The sequence below is a fragment of the Agrobacterium genomosp. 13 str. CFBP 6927 genome (assembly GCA_900012615.1).
GTDB lineage: Bacteria > Pseudomonadota > Alphaproteobacteria > Rhizobiales > Rhizobiaceae > Agrobacterium.
The window spans coordinates 2,230,464-2,245,506 of record LT009756.1; the positions used below are offsets into that span (position 1 = coordinate 2,230,464).

18 protein-coding genes are annotated in these 15,043 nt (G+C 58.7%); 5 read left to right on the plus strand and 13 right to left on the minus strand.

Annotated features, from left to right (window positions below; genetic code table 11):
• Positions 1 to 123 precede the first annotated feature (123 nt).
• Genes brnA through AGR13A_RS11135 form a run of 3 tightly spaced genes read right to left on the minus strand, consistent with a single transcriptional unit; the run spans position 124 to position 1,829 of the window.
• Complete coding sequence (gene brnA / locus AGR13A_RS11125) at positions 124 to 366, minus strand: type II toxin-antitoxin system BrnA family antitoxin (RefSeq protein ID WP_003523072.1); 243 nt, start codon at positions 364 to 366, stop codon at positions 124 to 126.
• Complete coding sequence (locus AGR13A_RS11130) at positions 347 to 616, minus strand: BrnT family toxin (RefSeq protein ID WP_035220155.1); 270 nt, start codon at positions 614 to 616, stop codon at positions 347 to 349. The genes brnA and AGR13A_RS11130 overlap by 20 nt, the downstream gene beginning before the upstream one ends.
• A 34-nt stretch (positions 617 to 650) precedes the next feature.
• A complete protein-coding gene (locus tag AGR13A_RS11135; protein WP_080835485.1) occupies positions 651 to 1,829 on the minus strand; it encodes a benzoate/H(+) symporter BenE family transporter in 1,179 nt (392 codons plus the stop codon).
• Between the two features lie 285 nt (positions 1,830 to 2,114).
• On the opposite strand from AGR13A_RS11135, the gene AGR13A_RS11140 reads away from it, so the two are divergent.
• Positions 2,115 to 3,197, plus strand: a complete 1,083-nt coding sequence (locus AGR13A_RS11140; RefSeq protein ID WP_080835487.1) for an esterase-like activity of phytase family protein — start codon at positions 2,115 to 2,117, stop codon at positions 3,195 to 3,197.
• An 87-nt stretch (positions 3,198 to 3,284) separates the two neighbouring features.
• Here the strand turns inward: AGR13A_RS11140 and AGR13A_RS11145 are convergent, their stop codons facing one another.
• Positions 3,285 to 3,929 carry an NrsF family protein gene (locus tag AGR13A_RS11145; RefSeq protein WP_080835491.1) on the minus strand — a complete coding sequence of 215 codons (645 nt, stop codon included), beginning with the start codon at positions 3,927 to 3,929 and terminating at the stop codon, positions 3,285 to 3,287.
• A complete protein-coding gene (locus AGR13A_RS11150) occupies positions 3,926 to 4,441 on the minus strand; it encodes a sigma-70 family RNA polymerase sigma factor (RefSeq protein ID WP_035220149.1) in 516 nt (171 codons plus the stop codon). The genes AGR13A_RS11145 and AGR13A_RS11150 overlap by 4 nt, the downstream gene beginning before the upstream one ends.
• Before the next feature lie 219 nt (positions 4,442 to 4,660).
• Here AGR13A_RS11150 and AGR13A_RS11155 point away from each other — a divergent pair, with 219 nt between their 5' ends.
• Positions 4,661 to 4,918 carry a pentapeptide MXKDX repeat protein gene (locus AGR13A_RS11155; protein ID WP_080835494.1) on the plus strand — a complete coding sequence of 86 codons (258 nt, stop codon included), beginning with the start codon at positions 4,661 to 4,663 and terminating at the stop codon, positions 4,916 to 4,918.
• Positions 4,919 to 5,091: 173 nt separating this feature from the next.
• On the opposite strand, the gene AGR13A_RS11160 is transcribed toward AGR13A_RS11155, so the two are convergent.
• A complete protein-coding gene (locus AGR13A_RS11160; RefSeq protein ID WP_080835498.1) occupies positions 5,092 to 5,673 on the minus strand; it encodes an ATP-dependent Clp protease proteolytic subunit in 582 nt (193 codons plus the stop codon).
• 235 nt (positions 5,674 to 5,908) lie between these two features.
• Between AGR13A_RS11160 and AGR13A_RS11165 the strand changes: the two genes are divergently transcribed.
• Together AGR13A_RS11165 and AGR13A_RS11170 are read left to right on the plus strand one after the other, a co-directional pair.
• Positions 5,909 to 6,499 carry a HupE/UreJ family protein gene (locus tag AGR13A_RS11165; protein WP_080835501.1) on the plus strand — a complete coding sequence of 197 codons (591 nt, stop codon included), beginning with the start codon at positions 5,909 to 5,911 and terminating at the stop codon, positions 6,497 to 6,499.
• A 100-nt stretch (positions 6,500 to 6,599) separates the two neighbouring features.
• A complete protein-coding gene (locus AGR13A_RS11170; protein ID WP_080835504.1) occupies positions 6,600 to 7,346 on the plus strand; it encodes a DUF2076 domain-containing protein in 747 nt (248 codons plus the stop codon).
• 25 nt (positions 7,347 to 7,371) lie between these two features.
• Here AGR13A_RS11170 and queF read toward each other — a convergent pair whose 3' ends face one another.
• The 4 genes from queF to AGR13A_RS11190 form a co-directional block, all read right to left on the minus strand.
• Positions 7,372 to 7,836 carry a preQ(1) synthase gene (gene queF / locus AGR13A_RS11175; RefSeq protein WP_080835508.1) on the minus strand — a complete coding sequence of 155 codons (465 nt, stop codon included), beginning with the start codon at positions 7,834 to 7,836 and terminating at the stop codon, positions 7,372 to 7,374.
• A 17-nt stretch (positions 7,837 to 7,853) separates the two neighbouring features.
• Complete coding sequence (locus AGR13A_RS11180) at positions 7,854 to 8,756, minus strand: cation diffusion facilitator family transporter (RefSeq protein WP_080835512.1); 903 nt, start codon at positions 8,754 to 8,756, stop codon at positions 7,854 to 7,856.
• A 156-nt stretch (positions 8,757 to 8,912) separates the two neighbouring features.
• Positions 8,913 to 9,341 carry a glyoxalase superfamily protein gene (locus AGR13A_RS11185; protein WP_080835515.1) on the minus strand — a complete coding sequence of 143 codons (429 nt, stop codon included), beginning with the start codon at positions 9,339 to 9,341 and terminating at the stop codon, positions 8,913 to 8,915.
• Positions 9,342 to 9,410: 69 nt separating this feature from the next.
• Positions 9,411 to 10,517, minus strand: coding sequence for a branched-chain amino acid ABC transporter substrate-binding protein (locus tag AGR13A_RS11190; RefSeq protein WP_035220144.1), 1,107 nt, complete (start codon positions 10,515 to 10,517; stop codon positions 9,411 to 9,413).
• Positions 10,518 to 10,801: 284 nt separating this feature from the next.
• Between AGR13A_RS11190 and AGR13A_RS11195 the strand changes: the two genes are divergently transcribed.
• Positions 10,802 to 11,977 (plus strand): DUF3095 domain-containing protein, encoded by a 1,176-nt coding sequence (locus tag AGR13A_RS11195; protein ID WP_080835517.1) that lies wholly within the window; start codon positions 10,802 to 10,804, stop codon positions 11,975 to 11,977.
• A gap of 138 nt (positions 11,978 to 12,115) precedes the next feature.
• Here the strand turns inward: AGR13A_RS11195 and AGR13A_RS11200 are convergent, their stop codons facing one another.
• The 3 genes from AGR13A_RS11200 to choW all read right to left on the minus strand — a co-directional run bounded on the left by AGR13A_RS11200 (position 12,116) and on the right by choW (position 14,876).
• Positions 12,116 to 12,436, minus strand: coding sequence for an ArsR/SmtB family transcription factor (locus AGR13A_RS11200; protein ID WP_003524068.1), 321 nt, complete (start codon positions 12,434 to 12,436; stop codon positions 12,116 to 12,118).
• Between the two features lie 545 nt (positions 12,437 to 12,981).
• Complete coding sequence (gene choV / locus AGR13A_RS11210; RefSeq protein WP_035220141.1) at positions 12,982 to 14,028, minus strand: choline ABC transporter ATP-binding protein; 1,047 nt, start codon at positions 14,026 to 14,028, stop codon at positions 12,982 to 12,984.
• A complete protein-coding gene (gene choW, locus AGR13A_RS11215) occupies positions 14,025 to 14,876 on the minus strand; it encodes a choline ABC transporter permease subunit (RefSeq protein WP_003494524.1) in 852 nt (283 codons plus the stop codon). The genes choV and choW overlap by 4 nt, the downstream gene beginning before the upstream one ends.
• Positions 14,877 to 15,043: the final 167 nt, after the last annotated feature.

The window sequence follows — 15,043 nt, forward strand, 5'->3', positions numbered from 1 at the left end:
CACAGCGAGGCCATCGCAGAAATCTGCGCGCTCATGCCGGAAATGGTTGCGATGCTGTTGCTCATGGCGATGTGTATAAACAGCGGCTGGCGGTCTGACAAGTGATCTTGTGCCGTGCGCCGGTTATTTTCCCGGCCTGCCGCTCTCCAGCCTTTCGGCGATCCATTCAGCCATCAGGGATTGACGTGTCCTGCCAAGGCGCGCCGCTTCCGCATCCACTCTCCGCAAAACTTCTTCAGGAAGATCAACATCGACATGCACCAACTCCAGCCCGGGACGAGTTGCCTTGGACCAGTCGACATAGTCATCCAGATCTTCGCCATCATCGAATTTTTTGTCGAAATCTTCAGCGCTGATCGTCTTCATAACGCTGCTTCTCCTTGTCTCTGGAACGCCTGACGGAAATGATCCGCAACCGGTCATTTCTATAGGTATAGACGGCGCTCCAGCACTTTCCGCGCAACTGAGCGATCATAATATACCGCTCTTCGGAGGTGGTTTCGAGAGGAACGACGAGTCTTTTCTCGTCCAGCCAAAGCGCTCTTGCCTCGACGAAATCTATTCCGTGTTTGTCTTTGTTACTTTCACTTTTGGCAGGATCGAATTCGAAATCCATAAATAATATTTCTTTAAAACAATAAGCTCCCTATCTAACCACGCTTCACCACCCGCTGCAACGCCATCATCAGCCCGCCGCCGATCAGGCCCCAGAAGGACCCGGAAATACCACCGAAGGAAAGGCCGGATGCCGTGATGAGAAAGGTGATGGCCGCCGCCTCGCGGGTTTCCGGCTCCTTGAACGCTGCAACTGCGGAGCCGGAAAAGGCGCCAACCAGTGCCAGCCCCGCCACCGCCTGAATGAGGATGGGCGGCGCCAGCGCCACGAAGGCGGTGACCACGCCCGCCAGCAGGCCGAAAATAATATAGCCGACACCGCCGATGATCGCCGCCCAGTAACGCCGCTTTGGATCAGGATGAGCATCCTCGCCAGCACACATGGCCGCCGTAATCGCCGCGAGATTGACCGCATGGCCGCCAAACGGTGCGGAAAGCAGCGAGAAGAAGCCGGTCGAGGCGAAAAGCGGTCCGGGCTGCGGATCGTAGTGATTGACCTTCAACACCGCGATACCGGGAATATTCTGCGAGGCCATGGTGACGATGAAGAGTGGTAGCGCGATGGAAACAACCGCGTGGAGACTGAAGACGGGCGTTACCCACTCCATCGGCGGCGTCAGCGATTGCGCCACGCTATCAAGTGCACCCGCCGGAATTTCGACGCCGAAAATCATCACCAGCACGAAGGCGGCAAGGGCAGCGGGCACGGCGAACAGTCGTTTGAAGGCTCCCACCACGATCCAGGCGAGGATGATGGGCAATCCGAGCGCCGGGTTGAAGCCGATCGCCTTGATCGGTGCAAAACACAGGCCGATGATGACGCCGGAGAGCATGGCATTGGCAAGCGGCGCTGGAATGGAGGCGACCGCCTTCCCAAGCGGCCTGAACAGGCCGGCGACGATGATCAAAATGGCGCAGATGATGAACCCGCCGACGGCCGCCGGAAAGCCGCCCTCAATGACGCCGGTGGTCGCAAGCAGCGCGGCGCCCGGCGTCGACCATGCGATGCTGATGGGAAGCCGGGTGGCGACGGAAAGAGCGATGGCGCAAACCCCCATCGCCACCGAAAGGGCCATCAGCCCGGATGCCGCCTCGAAATCCGTCGCGCCGACAGCCTTCAGGCCCTGCAACACGACGGCAAAGGAACTGGCGAAGCCGACAAAGGCGGTCAGGCACCCCATGAACAGGCTCTGGACGGAAAAATCTCTCAGCATAAAAGCACTCTGCGGCCTGCTGCCCGTCGCGGAAGACGCACAGCGGCTGCACTGGCGACAGGCGGAAAACAAAACTTGAAGCATGCTTGCGTGCATCCGGGGATGGCGACACGCTTTGGATGAAGCACTGATCTATTCAGAATCAAAAAAGAAGCGGCTTGGCAAGATGAAGCACCGGACTTCAGGTACGGCGGCATGGAAAACGTCATCAAAGTTTAGCGGCAGGGCGCTAATCCTCTCGGCAGTTGTCATTACAGGGCATCCGCCACAAAAGGGGTCGTCTCCATGCTTCGCATCGTCACCATCGCCGCTTTCTGTTTCGCTGCCCTTCCAGCCGCAGCGCAAACCCCGCCAGCACCGGCCTTTCTCGGCCAGATCGTCGTGCCTTCGGGCCTCTCCATCAATGGCGTCACCTTCGGTGGCATTTCCGATCTGAGCTTCGACAGCCAAACCGGACGTTATCTCGCCATCTCCGATGACCGTGTCGAAAAAGGCCCGGCCCGGTATTACGAACTGGAACTGGCAGTCACGGAAGGCGTCGTCACGCTGAACATCGCCGCCACGCGGGAATTGAAGGACGAGACCGGCGCCGCTTTCGCCGCGAAGGGCATCGATGCCGAAGGCATCGCGCTCGACCGCAAGGGCGGCAAGCTCTACTGGTCCTCGGAGCGCGACCTGAAGAACCAGCCAGCGCTTTATGTCTCGGACCTCGATGGCAGCAATGTGAAGCGGCTGGAACTGCCCAACGCCTATCTCGTCGATGACGCGAAGACCAGGGGCGTGCAGAACAATCTCGGCTTCGAGGGGCTGACACTGGCATCCGGAAAGCTCATCGCCGCCACGGAAAATGCGCTGACACAGGACGGTCAGAAGGCCACCCCGCAGGCCGGCAGCCCCGCGCGCTTCCTCGTGATCGATACTGCAACGCTGAAACCTGTCGCGGAACATGTCTACGTCACGGAAGCGATCTCCAAGACCCCGACTTCCGCCGAACCGAAATATAACGATAACGGTCTCTCAGCGCTGGCGGCCATGCCGGATGGCCGTTTCGTCGCCGTGGAACGTAATTTCGCGTCCGGCGTCGGCAATCATATCCGCTTTTTCATCGTGGACCTTTCCAAAGCGGAGAATATCCTCGGCAAAGACAGGATCGACGTGGCAAATCTGCGTCCCGTATCGAAAACGCCGTGGTTCGAAATCAACGAAGGCGATTTCGGCCTCGATATCGACAATATCGAAAGCTTCGCCTTTGGGCCGGTCGTGGATGGCAAGCAGATATTCGTCATCGCCTCGGACGACAATTTTAATGCGGGCAAACAGTTCACCCAATTCGCGGCTTTCGCAATTCCCGCCAATCTGGGTCAGTGAGTAACATCGACCAAAGCAAAATGCCGGCCGGACGACGTCCGGGCCGGCATCGGCTAATAGAGGCGCTGCAGGCAATGGATGCGCCCTTTACCAGCGCAGAAGACGTGCGCCGGCAAAAGCGCCGATAAAGCCGGTCAAGAGAATGCCGAGCGAATACCAGATCAGCACGAATGCCATGCCGTTTTCGGTGCAGAACCACGAATAGACCCAGGCTCCCGCCGCACCTGCCGCGATGCCTGCGGCAAAACCCGCAAGTGTCGGATCGGCGGGGGCGGAACGCTTGAGAACCGAAAAATTCGCCAGAAAGATGGGAAGCGCAAAAGCAACGATCAGAAACGGGCAATGCAGCGCCGAAGATCCCATGATCAGGGCACCGTAATTGCCCGGCAAGGCGAACCCCAGTTGAACGAGCGCTATCGCCGCCATTGCAACGAAAATCACCGCGAGCCACACGAAAAGACGGCCGCTCTCGCCATCGGGCCGGGCAAGGCGTCTGACAGCAAAAAAAGCAGCCACGGCCAGCAAGGCATTATAGGCGGACTTGATCCAGAAACCCACTTCGGTCATCGCATCGCCCATATCGCCGCGCAGCCCGAGAATGAAGAGCAGCAGCAGCAGCGAAACAACAATCCCCGCCAGGACGGCAAGCGCCAGCCTGCGCTCCAGCGCAAAAGCGGGGACAGGCTTCAGATCGCCTGCCAGTCGGTCAATGATGTCATCCGTCTTTCTCACGTGTCTCCCCGCAACTTTGCCGCCAGGATTTTCAATGTCCTGTGAATGCCGACCCTCGCTGCAAGCTCGGTCTGGCCGGATTTTTCTGCCGCTTCGGCGATTGACTGACCTTCGAGTTTTACCCGTCGAATGAGGTCGCGTTGCCGCTCCGGCAAATCATCGAGCAACCGCTCGACATCCATGCGCGCCGTGACCGCGTCGACGGACGATTCCGCCTCCAGCGTCTCATCCAGCTCGACTTCCGCCAGCCTGCGCGCGCCCCTGCCCCGATAGTGGTCGATGAGCTTGTAGCGCGCTATCGAAAAAAACCACGCCGTAAAGGGTCGCGCACGGTCATAGGTCTCCCGCTTGGCGTGGAGCGATAACAGCGTCTCCTGCACAAGATCCTCCAGATCACCTCTGGAGGAGGACGCCATGCGGCGTCCGTAATAGGCGATCAGCAGCCTGCGCAGGGCATGAAGCAAATGCCTATAGGCGCCTTCGTCCCCGTCAAGGGAACGCAGCATCAGCATTTTTAATGTTTCTTCCGAAAGGCTGCCTGTCATCGTCACTATCAGGTTATTCGCAGTCCGCAGGATATTGTTACATAATGGTCTGAAAAAAATCTCGCCCGAATATCTCGTCACAAGCGCGTGAAGCTGTAACGATGGGCCACTCCCGACCGAATGGACAAGAGTGAGCCCCCGGCACAATGCCGGCGGACATAAAACGACGTCCAGAGGAGACCCTTCATGACCCGCATTTTTGCCGCCATCGCCACCGCCTCGATGCTGTCAGCACTGTCTTTCGCAGGCATTGCCCAAGCCGACAGCATGAAAACCGATGCGATGAAGAAGGATACCATGCACAGCGACACCATGAAGACGGAGACGATGAAAAAGGACGGCATGTCCATGGCCAGCAAGAAGGACTGCATGCACAAGGCCGGCATGGAAATGGACAAGATGAAAAAGGCCGACATGATGAAGGCCTGTGACACCATGAAATGACACCAGAGCATTTCCGCTTTTCTCCGAAACGCGAAAACACTCTGTCTCTTTGTTTTTACGCATTGTCCTGACGTAAAGGCGATCCCGCTTTTACTGGAAATGCTCTAGCCTGAATGGAAAAAGCCCGCGCCGGTTCTCACCGGCACGGGCTTTTTCAACGGAAAGTCAGAAACTTAAAGTTCCGACTGGCTTTCGACGATCTTGCCGACGAGGCCGTAATCCTTGGCTTCTTCCGCGCTCAGCCAGTAGTCGCGGTCGATATCCTTGGCGATCTTTTCTTCGCTCTGGCCGGTAGCCTTGGAGAAGATCTTGATCAGGCGCTGGTTCATCTTGATGATTTCGCGAGCCTGGATTTCGATGTCGGATGCCATGCCGCGCGTACCGCCGGAGGGTTGGTGCAGCAGGAAGCGGGTGTTCGGCAGGCAAAGGCGGCGTTCCTTCGGCACCGATACATATATCAGCGCGCCGGCGGAGGCGACCCAGCCCGTGCCGATGATATAGACCTTCGGCTTGATGAACTTGATCATGTCATGGATGGAATCACCCGATTCGACATGGCCGCCCGGCGAATTGACGTAAACGCGAATGTCGTCGTCGCTGGCGGCGGCAAGGGCCACGAGCTGCGTGCAGACCTTCTGCGCCAGTTCCTGCGTGATGCCACCATAGATGAAGATCGAACGCGACTTGAAAAGATTCGCTTCCGTTTCCTTGCCGATCGGCAGTTCCTTGCTCTTGTCGTCTTCGTCTTCGTTCATCAACGGCTCTCTCCAGCGTAATTCGTGCATGCCCTTCGGACATAGTGCGACTTGTTACGTAAGGCAATGAGAGAAAAAGGCAAGGTTTGCGCCTGAACAATAAACATTACCCCCGGCAGATGACGCATGGACAGCCTCTCGCCATTCGCGATATCGTCGGCCCCTCATTGCAGTGCCGCTGTTGCGGGAAACCCCAAGATTCCCATGCCGGCGGCGACAATCAAAAGAGGGAACCATGCTGAAAAGACTAAGCCTCACTGCCGTCGCACTGGGCATTACCACCCTGCCCGCTTTCGCCCATCTGAACCCGGAAGAACACGGTTCCTTCATGGCCGGTGTTTCCCATCCCTTCTTCGGTGCGGACCACATTCTGGCGATGGTGGCCGTCGGCATCTGGGCCTCGCAGATCGCCGTGGCGCAGAACGACCGCAAGGCATTGTGGATCGTGCCTTCCGCCTTTGTCGGCACCATGGCCGCCGGGTTCGTGATGGCGGTCTACGGCATCGGGCTTCCCTTCGTCGAACCTGCCATTCTCGCTTCCGTCATCGGCCTCGGCCTGCTGGTTGCCATGGCGGCAAGGCTTCCGACGGCCGCCGCCGCTGCGGTGGTCGGCGCTTTCGCCCTTTTCCACGGCCACGCCCATGGCGGTGAACTCGGCAGCGCAGGCGCATGGCAATTCGGCATCGGCTTCATGATCGCGACAGCCATCCTGCATGCGGCCGGTATTGCACTCGGCCTCGGCATTGCGCGTTTCGGCACAGTCGCAAGCCGCACCGTCGGCGCGCTGACGGCGATAGCGGGCCTGTCGCTCGCCTTCGGCGGCTGACGATCATTACCGAAATTTAAAATTCGGACCGCTTTGAAAAGCCGGAATTGAGGCCTACCTCCTTATCGTGGATTTTCGCTTCACGGTAAGGAGGCATCATATGTCACCGGAAGAAAGCCAGCTTCTCAAGGCCCTGTTCGACAGGACCAGAACCGCATCCGCCACCCCGCGTGACCGCGAGGCGGAAACATTGATCGCAGACGCCGTGCGCGATCAGCCCGCAGCCCCCTATTATCTCGCCCAGGCGGTGATCGTTCAGGAAAAGGGTCTCGAAGCGGCGGCAGCCCATATCAAACAGCTCGAAGACCGCATCCACGCGCTGGAAAGCGGCAATGCCGCCCCGCAGGCGGCCGCTCAGGGTGGTTTTCTGAGTTCCATCTTCGGCACCGGCCAGCCACAGCCGCCTGCCCCGACGCCCGCCCCTGCCCCACAGACATCCTGGCGTAACGATACCGCCGGCCAGACAGCCGGTCCCTGGGGATCGCCAGCCGGTCAACAGCAACCCGGCGGCCCCTGGAGCCAGCAGCCCGGCGCAGTCGGCCGTTCAGGTGGCGGCTTTTTGCAGGGGGCGCTCGGCACCGCCGCCGGCGTCGCTGGCGGCATGCTGCTTGCCAATTCGCTGAGCGGAATTTTCGGCAGCCACATGTCGTCACTCGGCCTGGGGTCGCCCTTCGGCGGCGGGACTGCCGCCGGCAACGCCCCCGTCGAGGAAACCGTCATCAACAATTACTACGGCGACAGCAACAACCCGCAGAATAACGACGATGACGATATCCAGCAGGCCGACTACGATGACAGCGCTGACGATGCGGATTCCGATTCAGGCGACGACGGTTCGTTCGCCTGAATCTTCGTGACTTTAAACAGCCGGATCAGCCGCGACCGCGATAGGGCGCAACACCCTGATCCGGCAGCCACACGCCTTCGGGCACCGCTCCGGTCTGCCAGAAAACATCGATCGGAATGCCGCCGCGCGGATACCAATAAGCGCCGATCCTCAGCCATTTCGGCTGCAACAGGTCCACAAGCCGCTTGGCGATATAGACGGAGCAATCCTCGTGGAAAGCGCCGTGATTGCGGAAGGATTGCAGGAACAGCTTCAGCGACTTGGATTCCACCAGAAAGTCACCCGGAATATAGTCGATGACGATATGGGCGAAATCCGGCTGGCCGGTCATCGGGCAAAGCGAGGTGAATTCGGGCGCGGTGAAACGCACCACGTAATCGGTGCCGGCATTGCCGTTCGGCACTTTTTCGAGAATGGCCTTTTCCGGGCTCTCTGGCGTATCGACCTTCGTGCCCAGCTGCGACAGGCCGGAAACATCCGTCACGGACATGGAAAACTCCTGACTATTCAAACAATCACTTTGACGCCATGCGCCTTTTCGCCTTCCGGCTCGACGTGAATGGCAAGGCTTGCGCCCGGTATGACGTCCCTTATGGCATCTTCAAGGCGGTCGCAAATATCATGCGCCGCCCGCACCGTCATCGTTGCGGGGACAACGACGTGAAAATCGATGAAGGCGGCCGCGCCGGCGCGGCGCGTCCTGAGGTCATGTACGCCAATGACGCCGCCGGAATGTTCGGCGATGGCCTTCTTGATCGCCTCGTCCTCTTCCGGCTCCACGGCCCGGTCCATCAGCCCGCCAAGCGAATGCAGAATGACCTTCGATCCCTGAAACAGGATATTGATAGCCACCAGAATGGCGAGCAGCGGATCGAGAATGGCGTAACCCGTCACGAGAGCCAGAATGAGGCCGACGAGAACACCCGCCGAGGTCACGACGTCGGACATGATGTGGTGGCCATCAGCGGCAAGCGCCGGCGAGGCATATTTTCTGCCGACGCGGATCAGGGTCGTTGCCCATACCGCATTGATGACAGCTGCAAACGCGTTGATGGCAAGACCCAGAACCGGCGCTTCCGGCAGCCGCGGGTTGAACAGACCGCCCCAGGCCTCCTGCACGATCAGCAGTGCGGCAACGACAATCAGCACGCCTTCCACCACGGCGGAGATATACTCCGCCTTGTGGTGGCCGAACTGGTGATCGTCATCGGCAGGCTTCTGCGCATAACGAATGACGAAATAGGCAATGAAGGCCGCGACCACATTAACGGTCGATTCCAGACCGTCGGACAGCAGCGCAACCGACCCCGTGACCCACCAGGCCACGAGCTTGAGACCCAGCACGCCGAAAGAAAGCGGAATGCCCCAGAATGCGAGCTTCCTTACCAGTGCATTGCCTTCACTGTTCATTTTTTGCCCCCGTGCGGATGCGAACGAATTGCAGAACCGACTGCCAAAACGCACGAACCGCGCGCACGGGTTTTCCGTGCGCGCGGTTCGCTATTTGCGTTTTCTATCGTTCAAACCGCAGCCGAGGTCAAGACCCTCAAGGCCGCGCCAAGGCTGTCACGCCTCGCTTTTCTGTTCGCAAAAACGGATTCGGTTGCCGAACGGGTCGATGACTTCCATCATCTCGCCCCAGGGCAATGCCTCAACCCCCGGCTTCAGGAAGCGATAATCCTTGCCCGCCAGTTCCTGCTGAAAGGCTTGGACGCCCCGCATGGTGACGAAGACGTTGGAGCCCGGCGTCGCATCGCCGTGATGACCGCTGAGGTGAAGCGCCATTCCGGCCCGGGAAACCTGCATATAGAGCGGAAAGTTTTCGCCGAAACGATGTTCCCAGTCGATCTGGAAGCCGAGAAAATCGACGTAGAATTCCCGCGCCTTGGCTTCATCGAAAATTCTGATGATCGGGAATATCTGGCGGAAGCCGATGTCCGGAAGGTCCTCCGCGCCTGCGGCGCTCACATCCGGGGCATTAAGATCGTTGCCCATTCTGCATTCCCTTTTCCAGACGTTTGGAAACGGTACCGGCCGCAGCGGGTGCGGCCGGTACTTATCGCCTTATTCGGCGGCGACGATCTTGCCGTCCTGCCACTTGTAGAGCGAGAAGGCCTGCGACGTCAGGTCGCCGTTTTCGCCATAGGTGACCTTGCCGATTGCGGTTGCGAAAGCATCGCCGCTTTTCAGAGCAGTGGCGACCGCTTCGGAATCCTTGGCGCTGCCAGCCTTCTCGATGCCTGCTTTGAGCACTTCGACGGCGGCATAGGCGTTAAGCGTGAAGGCTTCCGCGGGAATATTGGCGGCCTTCAGCGCCTCGGCGGCGGCCTTGGAATCGTCATTCTTCAGCGCGTCGGAAGCATTGGTGAAGATCGTGCCTTCGCCGGCCTTCGAGCCGATGTTCCAGAACTCGCTGTTCGAGAGGCCGTCACCGCCGATAACGGCAGCCTTGGCGCCGATATCGTTCAGCTGGCGCACAAGAAGACCGGCTTCCGGGTGGTAACCGCCGAAATAGACGATGTCGACATTTTCAGACTTCAGGCGGGCCGTCAGCGCGCCGAGGTCCTTTTCGCCGGGCGTCAGGGCATCGTAGAGAACTTCGGTAACGCCGCCGGCATTCAGCGTCGTCTTGAAGGCATCCGCCAGACCCTTGCCGTAAGCGCCCTTGTCGTGAATGATGGCGATCTTCTTGTCCTTGAGGTTGCCAAGCACGTATTTCGCTGCAACCTCTGCCTGCTGGTCGTCACGGCCGCAGGTACGGAAAACATTGGCAAGGCCACGGTTCGTCAGGCCCGGCGCGGTCGCCGTCGGCGTGATCATCAGGACGCCGTTTTCAGCAAAGACATCCGATGCAGGAATGGCGACGCCGGATGTGACCGGACCGACCACGAAGTGGATGCCTTCGGCAACGAGCTGGTTGGCAGCGGAAACGCCCTGCTTCGGCTCACCGCCGTCATCGGCGAGCTTCAGAACAACCTGTTCTCCGAGAATGCCGCCCTTCTTGTTGATTTCATTGACTGCCGTCTGAGCGCCGTTCTTGACCTGGTCGCCATAGGCGGCGACAGGACCGGTCAGGGGCGCAATCAGGCCGATGACGATTTCGGCATGGGCAAGTGGTGCGAATGCGAAGGACGCTGCGAGCGTCACGCTGGTCAATGTCTTCAGTTTCATCCTGGTGTCTCCTTGGATAGGGGGTCGCGGACCCGATGAGCGCCTTGGGCGTCGACCGAGTGAAACTTATCGGACGCCTCCCGGCGAAAACCCGTTCCATGTTTGAATTCCGAGCCTTCAACTCAACTCATACGGAAGGTTTGATGATTTATGCAAGTCACCTTTGCTGGATAAGGTCTATTCGCGGTAAATCAATCGCGAAGCTGGCCAAGATCGCGTCATCGAAACGAATGAGGGACAGCGTAAATCCTTTGCGTTTGGCCGCGGCTCAGGGATAATACGCCATGATCGCAGCAGACGACGAATTTCTGACGGGCCTGCCCGTCTTCCAGCATTTTGAGGACGTGGCCGACCCGGCGCTTTATCGCGCCCTGCCGCCGGGATGGGGGCTGGCCATTGCCGACATCATCGATTCGACCTCGGCAATCGGCACCGGCAGATACAAGGCCGTCAACATGGCGGGCGCCGCCGTCATTTCCAGCATCTCCAACAGCCTCGGGCGCCACGACCTGCCCTTCGTTTTCGGCGGCGATGGCGCCGCCGTCGCAGTGCCGCCAGACGGGCTATCTATTGCGGGCATCGCGCTTTCCAACGTGCAGCGCTGGGTCAAGGACGACCTCAGCCTCGCAATGCGGGTGGCGCTGGTTCCCATAGAGGATATCCGCGACAACGGCTTCGATATCAGGGTCGCCCGCTTCCAGGCGAGCGAGGATGTGTCCTATGCGATGTTTTCGGGCGGCGGCAACAGCTGGGCGGAAGCGCGGATGAAGGAGGGGCAATATGCTCTCCCCGCAGCAACGACAGGCGGGCGGCCAGACCTGACCGGGCTCTCATGCCGCTGGAACCCCATTCCAGCAACCCATGGCAAGGTGGTGTCTGTCATCGCCGTGCCCGGCCCCTCACGGGATATGCCGGCATTCCGCCAGCTCGTCATCGATCTTGTCGATCTGGCCGAACAGGATCCAAGACATGGCCACCCTGTGCCGGAGGATGGGCCGAAACTCGGCTTCGTGCGGGAGGGGCTCGGCCTCGAAGCCCGGGCCGGGGCGGCATATCACGATAGCTGGGGCAAGATACGCCGTTCGCTCCGCATCCTCGGCGAAAGCTTTCTCGTCAATCTCCTCGGTTTGACGGGACTGTCGCTCGGACGATTTAATGCGGATCGTTACAGGCGCTCGGTTGCCAGCAACACCGATTTCAGGAAATTCGACGACGGCCTGAAGATGACGGTGGATATAGACGCCATCAGGCTCGAAAAAATCCGCGCGCGGCTGGAATCGGGACGTATCTCCGGAACCTGTTATTTCGGCCTGCACGAGCAGGACGCCGCCTTGATGACCTGTATCGTGCCTTCCCCGCTGTCGAAGGACCACATGCATTTCGTGGACGGCGCAGACGGCGGTTATGCAGCCGCGGCAAGCCGGCTCAAGCAGCAGATATTGGCGGCGTCACAACCCTGAAGACCGTCCTTGGCGTGATCTGTTCACCCGGTCGTTTTTACCAATCAAAATGGACGATGGGCCAGAAAACGAAAAACCGGCGTCGTGCGCCGGTTTCAACGGATTAGGGCCGCCGGGCCTTTAATGATGGCCGTGGGATCAGGCGGCAGTCTTGCTGCTCTTCTGCGCCTGGCAATAAATTTCCTCGAGTGAAGCGAGGATCTTTTTGACGGATTCGGAATTGCTGGAATAATAAATGGTCTGCGCGTCCCGTCGTGTCTTTACCAGCCGCTGCGCACGCAATTTCGAAAGATGCTGCGAGAGAGCGGACTGGCTGAGACCAACCTGTGAGGCGAGAACACCGACCGGCACTTCCGTATCCACCAGCGTACATAAGATCATCAGGCGCTTGGGATTCGCCATCGCTGAGAGCAAGTCTGCAGCGGCGATGCTATGTTCCGACAGAGATTGGTTATCCATACGCTCAAGTCTCCTGATGACAGTCAAAAAGACGGTCATGGTGGCTATTATAGGTGTTCCAAAAGATGTTTTTATAATTCGGTTGATACGTTGTATATACCTAAATCTTGCTTATATCGTGTCCCTTTCAAAGACTATTCTTCACTGGTTATTTACTTAAGACACTGTGACCAAATTATCAGCTTTTTGCCTGTTTTTTGTCAATTCAGCAATAAAGATATGTATTAGCGGCAGTATTTATAAGCAACAAACGATCAAAAGTTGAGCGTCGAAATCTGATTCCCAATGCCGGATTTTAAGGCCACAATCTTTTACCACCTTAAATTTAGCAGCGAGCAACAGAATCTAGATTAACTTTGCGCAATTTTCTCTAAGTTTGCAATATGATTTTTATTAGCAATTATTTTAATGCATAACTTATGCCGATAAAAATATTCTTTGCTACTGTGGGAAGGTATAGCTTGCGCAGCAAGAAACACCTGAAACACAAAAAGGGGCCTTCCGTTATGGAAGGCCCCTTTTTGTGTTTCAGGCTGGATGCAATATTATTTTTTGCGGTGACGGGTCAGTCCGGCCACAACTTCATCGGCTGAAATCGTGCCGACGATAGCACCGTTGTCGACGATGCCGATTGCGCCGGAATGTTTCGCAAGTGCATCGAGAATGTCGATCAGCGGCGATGATGGGCGGGCAGTGGCAGCCACATTCAGCCGGCCGTTTCGCTCATCCACACCCGGCTTCATCACGTCAGCCGCGGTCAGCATCGAGATCGGGTTCATGTTCTGCACGAAATCCGCGACATATTGCGTGGCGGGCTGCCTGACGATCTGCTGCGGTGTGCCGCACTGGATGATGCGCCCGCCTTCCATCATGGCGATGCGGTTGCCGATGCGGAATGCCTCGTCCAGATCGTGGCTGACGAAGAGAATGGTCTTCTTCAGCCGGCTTTGAAACTCCAGAAGCTCGTCCTGCAGGCGGCTTCTGATGAGCGGGTCGAGCGCGGAGAACGGCTCGTCCATCAAAAGAATGGGCGCGCCGGTGGCAAAGGCTCTCGCCAGCCCCACACGTTGCTGCATGCCGCCGGAGAGCTCTCCCACCTTGCGGTCGGCCCAAGCGGACAGGTTCACCAGTTCCAGCTGCTCGGCCACCATGCGCTTGCGCTCGGCTTCCGGCACGCCGGAAAGCTCGAGCCCGAAACCGACATTGTCGGCCACATTGCGCCAGGGCAGAAGGCCGAATTGCTGGAAGACCATGGAGACCGTGTGCATGCGCAGGTCGCGTAGCGCTTTCGCCGTCGAGCGATAGGGATCGACATAGCCTGACTTGGTCTTCACGCCGACATTGCCGCGCACCACCGGCGCAAGCCCGTTGACGGCCCTGAGCAGGGTCGACTTGCCCGAGCCGGAAAGCCCCATCAGCACGAGTATCTCGCCCTCGCTGACCGAGAGCGAAGCATTGGCGACACCGAGAACCAGTCCGGTTTCGGTATTGATCTCGTCACGCGTGCTGCCCTTGTCGATCAGCGGCAGCGCCGCGTCGGGCCGGTCGCCGAAGACGATATCGACATTTCCGAAGATGATGGCGTCGCTCATAGATCATCCTCCGCGCCGGGAAGACGGAAAAGCCGGTCCAGAACGATCGCCAGTATGACGATGCACAGTCCCGCTTCGAAGCCCATGGCGATGTTGACGGTATTCAGGGCGCGCACCACGGGTACGCCGAGACCATTGGCGCCGACGAGGGCGGAAATCACCACCATCGACAGCGAAAGCATGATCGTCTGGGTAAGGCCGGCCATGATCTGTGGCGCGGCGAAGGGAAGCTCCACCTTGCGCAGCACCTGCGATGGCGTGGCACCGAAGGCGACGGCCGCCTCCACCAGCGCCGGCGGCGTCGAGACGATGCCGAGACGGGTGAGCCGCACGGGTGCCGGAATGGCGAAGATGACGGTGGCAATGAGACCCGGAACCATGCCAAGACCGAACAGCACCAGCGCCGGAATGAGATAAACGAAGGTTGGGATCGTCTGCATCAGGTCCAGTACCGGGCGCATGCCGGCATAAATCCACTTGCGCCGCGCCGCCAAAATGCCGAGCGGTATGCCGATGATCATGCACACGGCGCTCGCGGCAATGACCAGCGCCAGCGTTTCCGTCGTCGCCTTCCAGTATCCGAGATTGATGATGAGCAGAAGGCCGAGCGCCGTGAAGACCGGCATGCCGACGGAGCGGCGCGTCCAGGCCGAGAGAGCCGTCAGGATCGCGACGATGACAAGCGGATGCGGCGCCTGCAAAACGAAAAGCAGGGCATTGATGACGCTTTGGAAAATGAAGGAAAGCCAATCGAAGAAAAAAGCGAGATTGCCGGTCAGCCAGTCAATGGCCTCCTTGGCATATCGGCCGACGGGCAGGCGGTTTTCAGGAGCGCTGAGCCATTCCACGGTAAGAAAAGACCTTTCGTGAACTAAAACAATTCCGGCAAAAGTGCAGAGCGGTTTTGCGTCCGGAATTGCGCAGACAACAAAGAAACGGAGCATCGTCATCCCGTTTCACCGGAATTGCTCCAATGCAGAAATGACGGCCGGCAGCGGAACTGCCGGACGCGGTG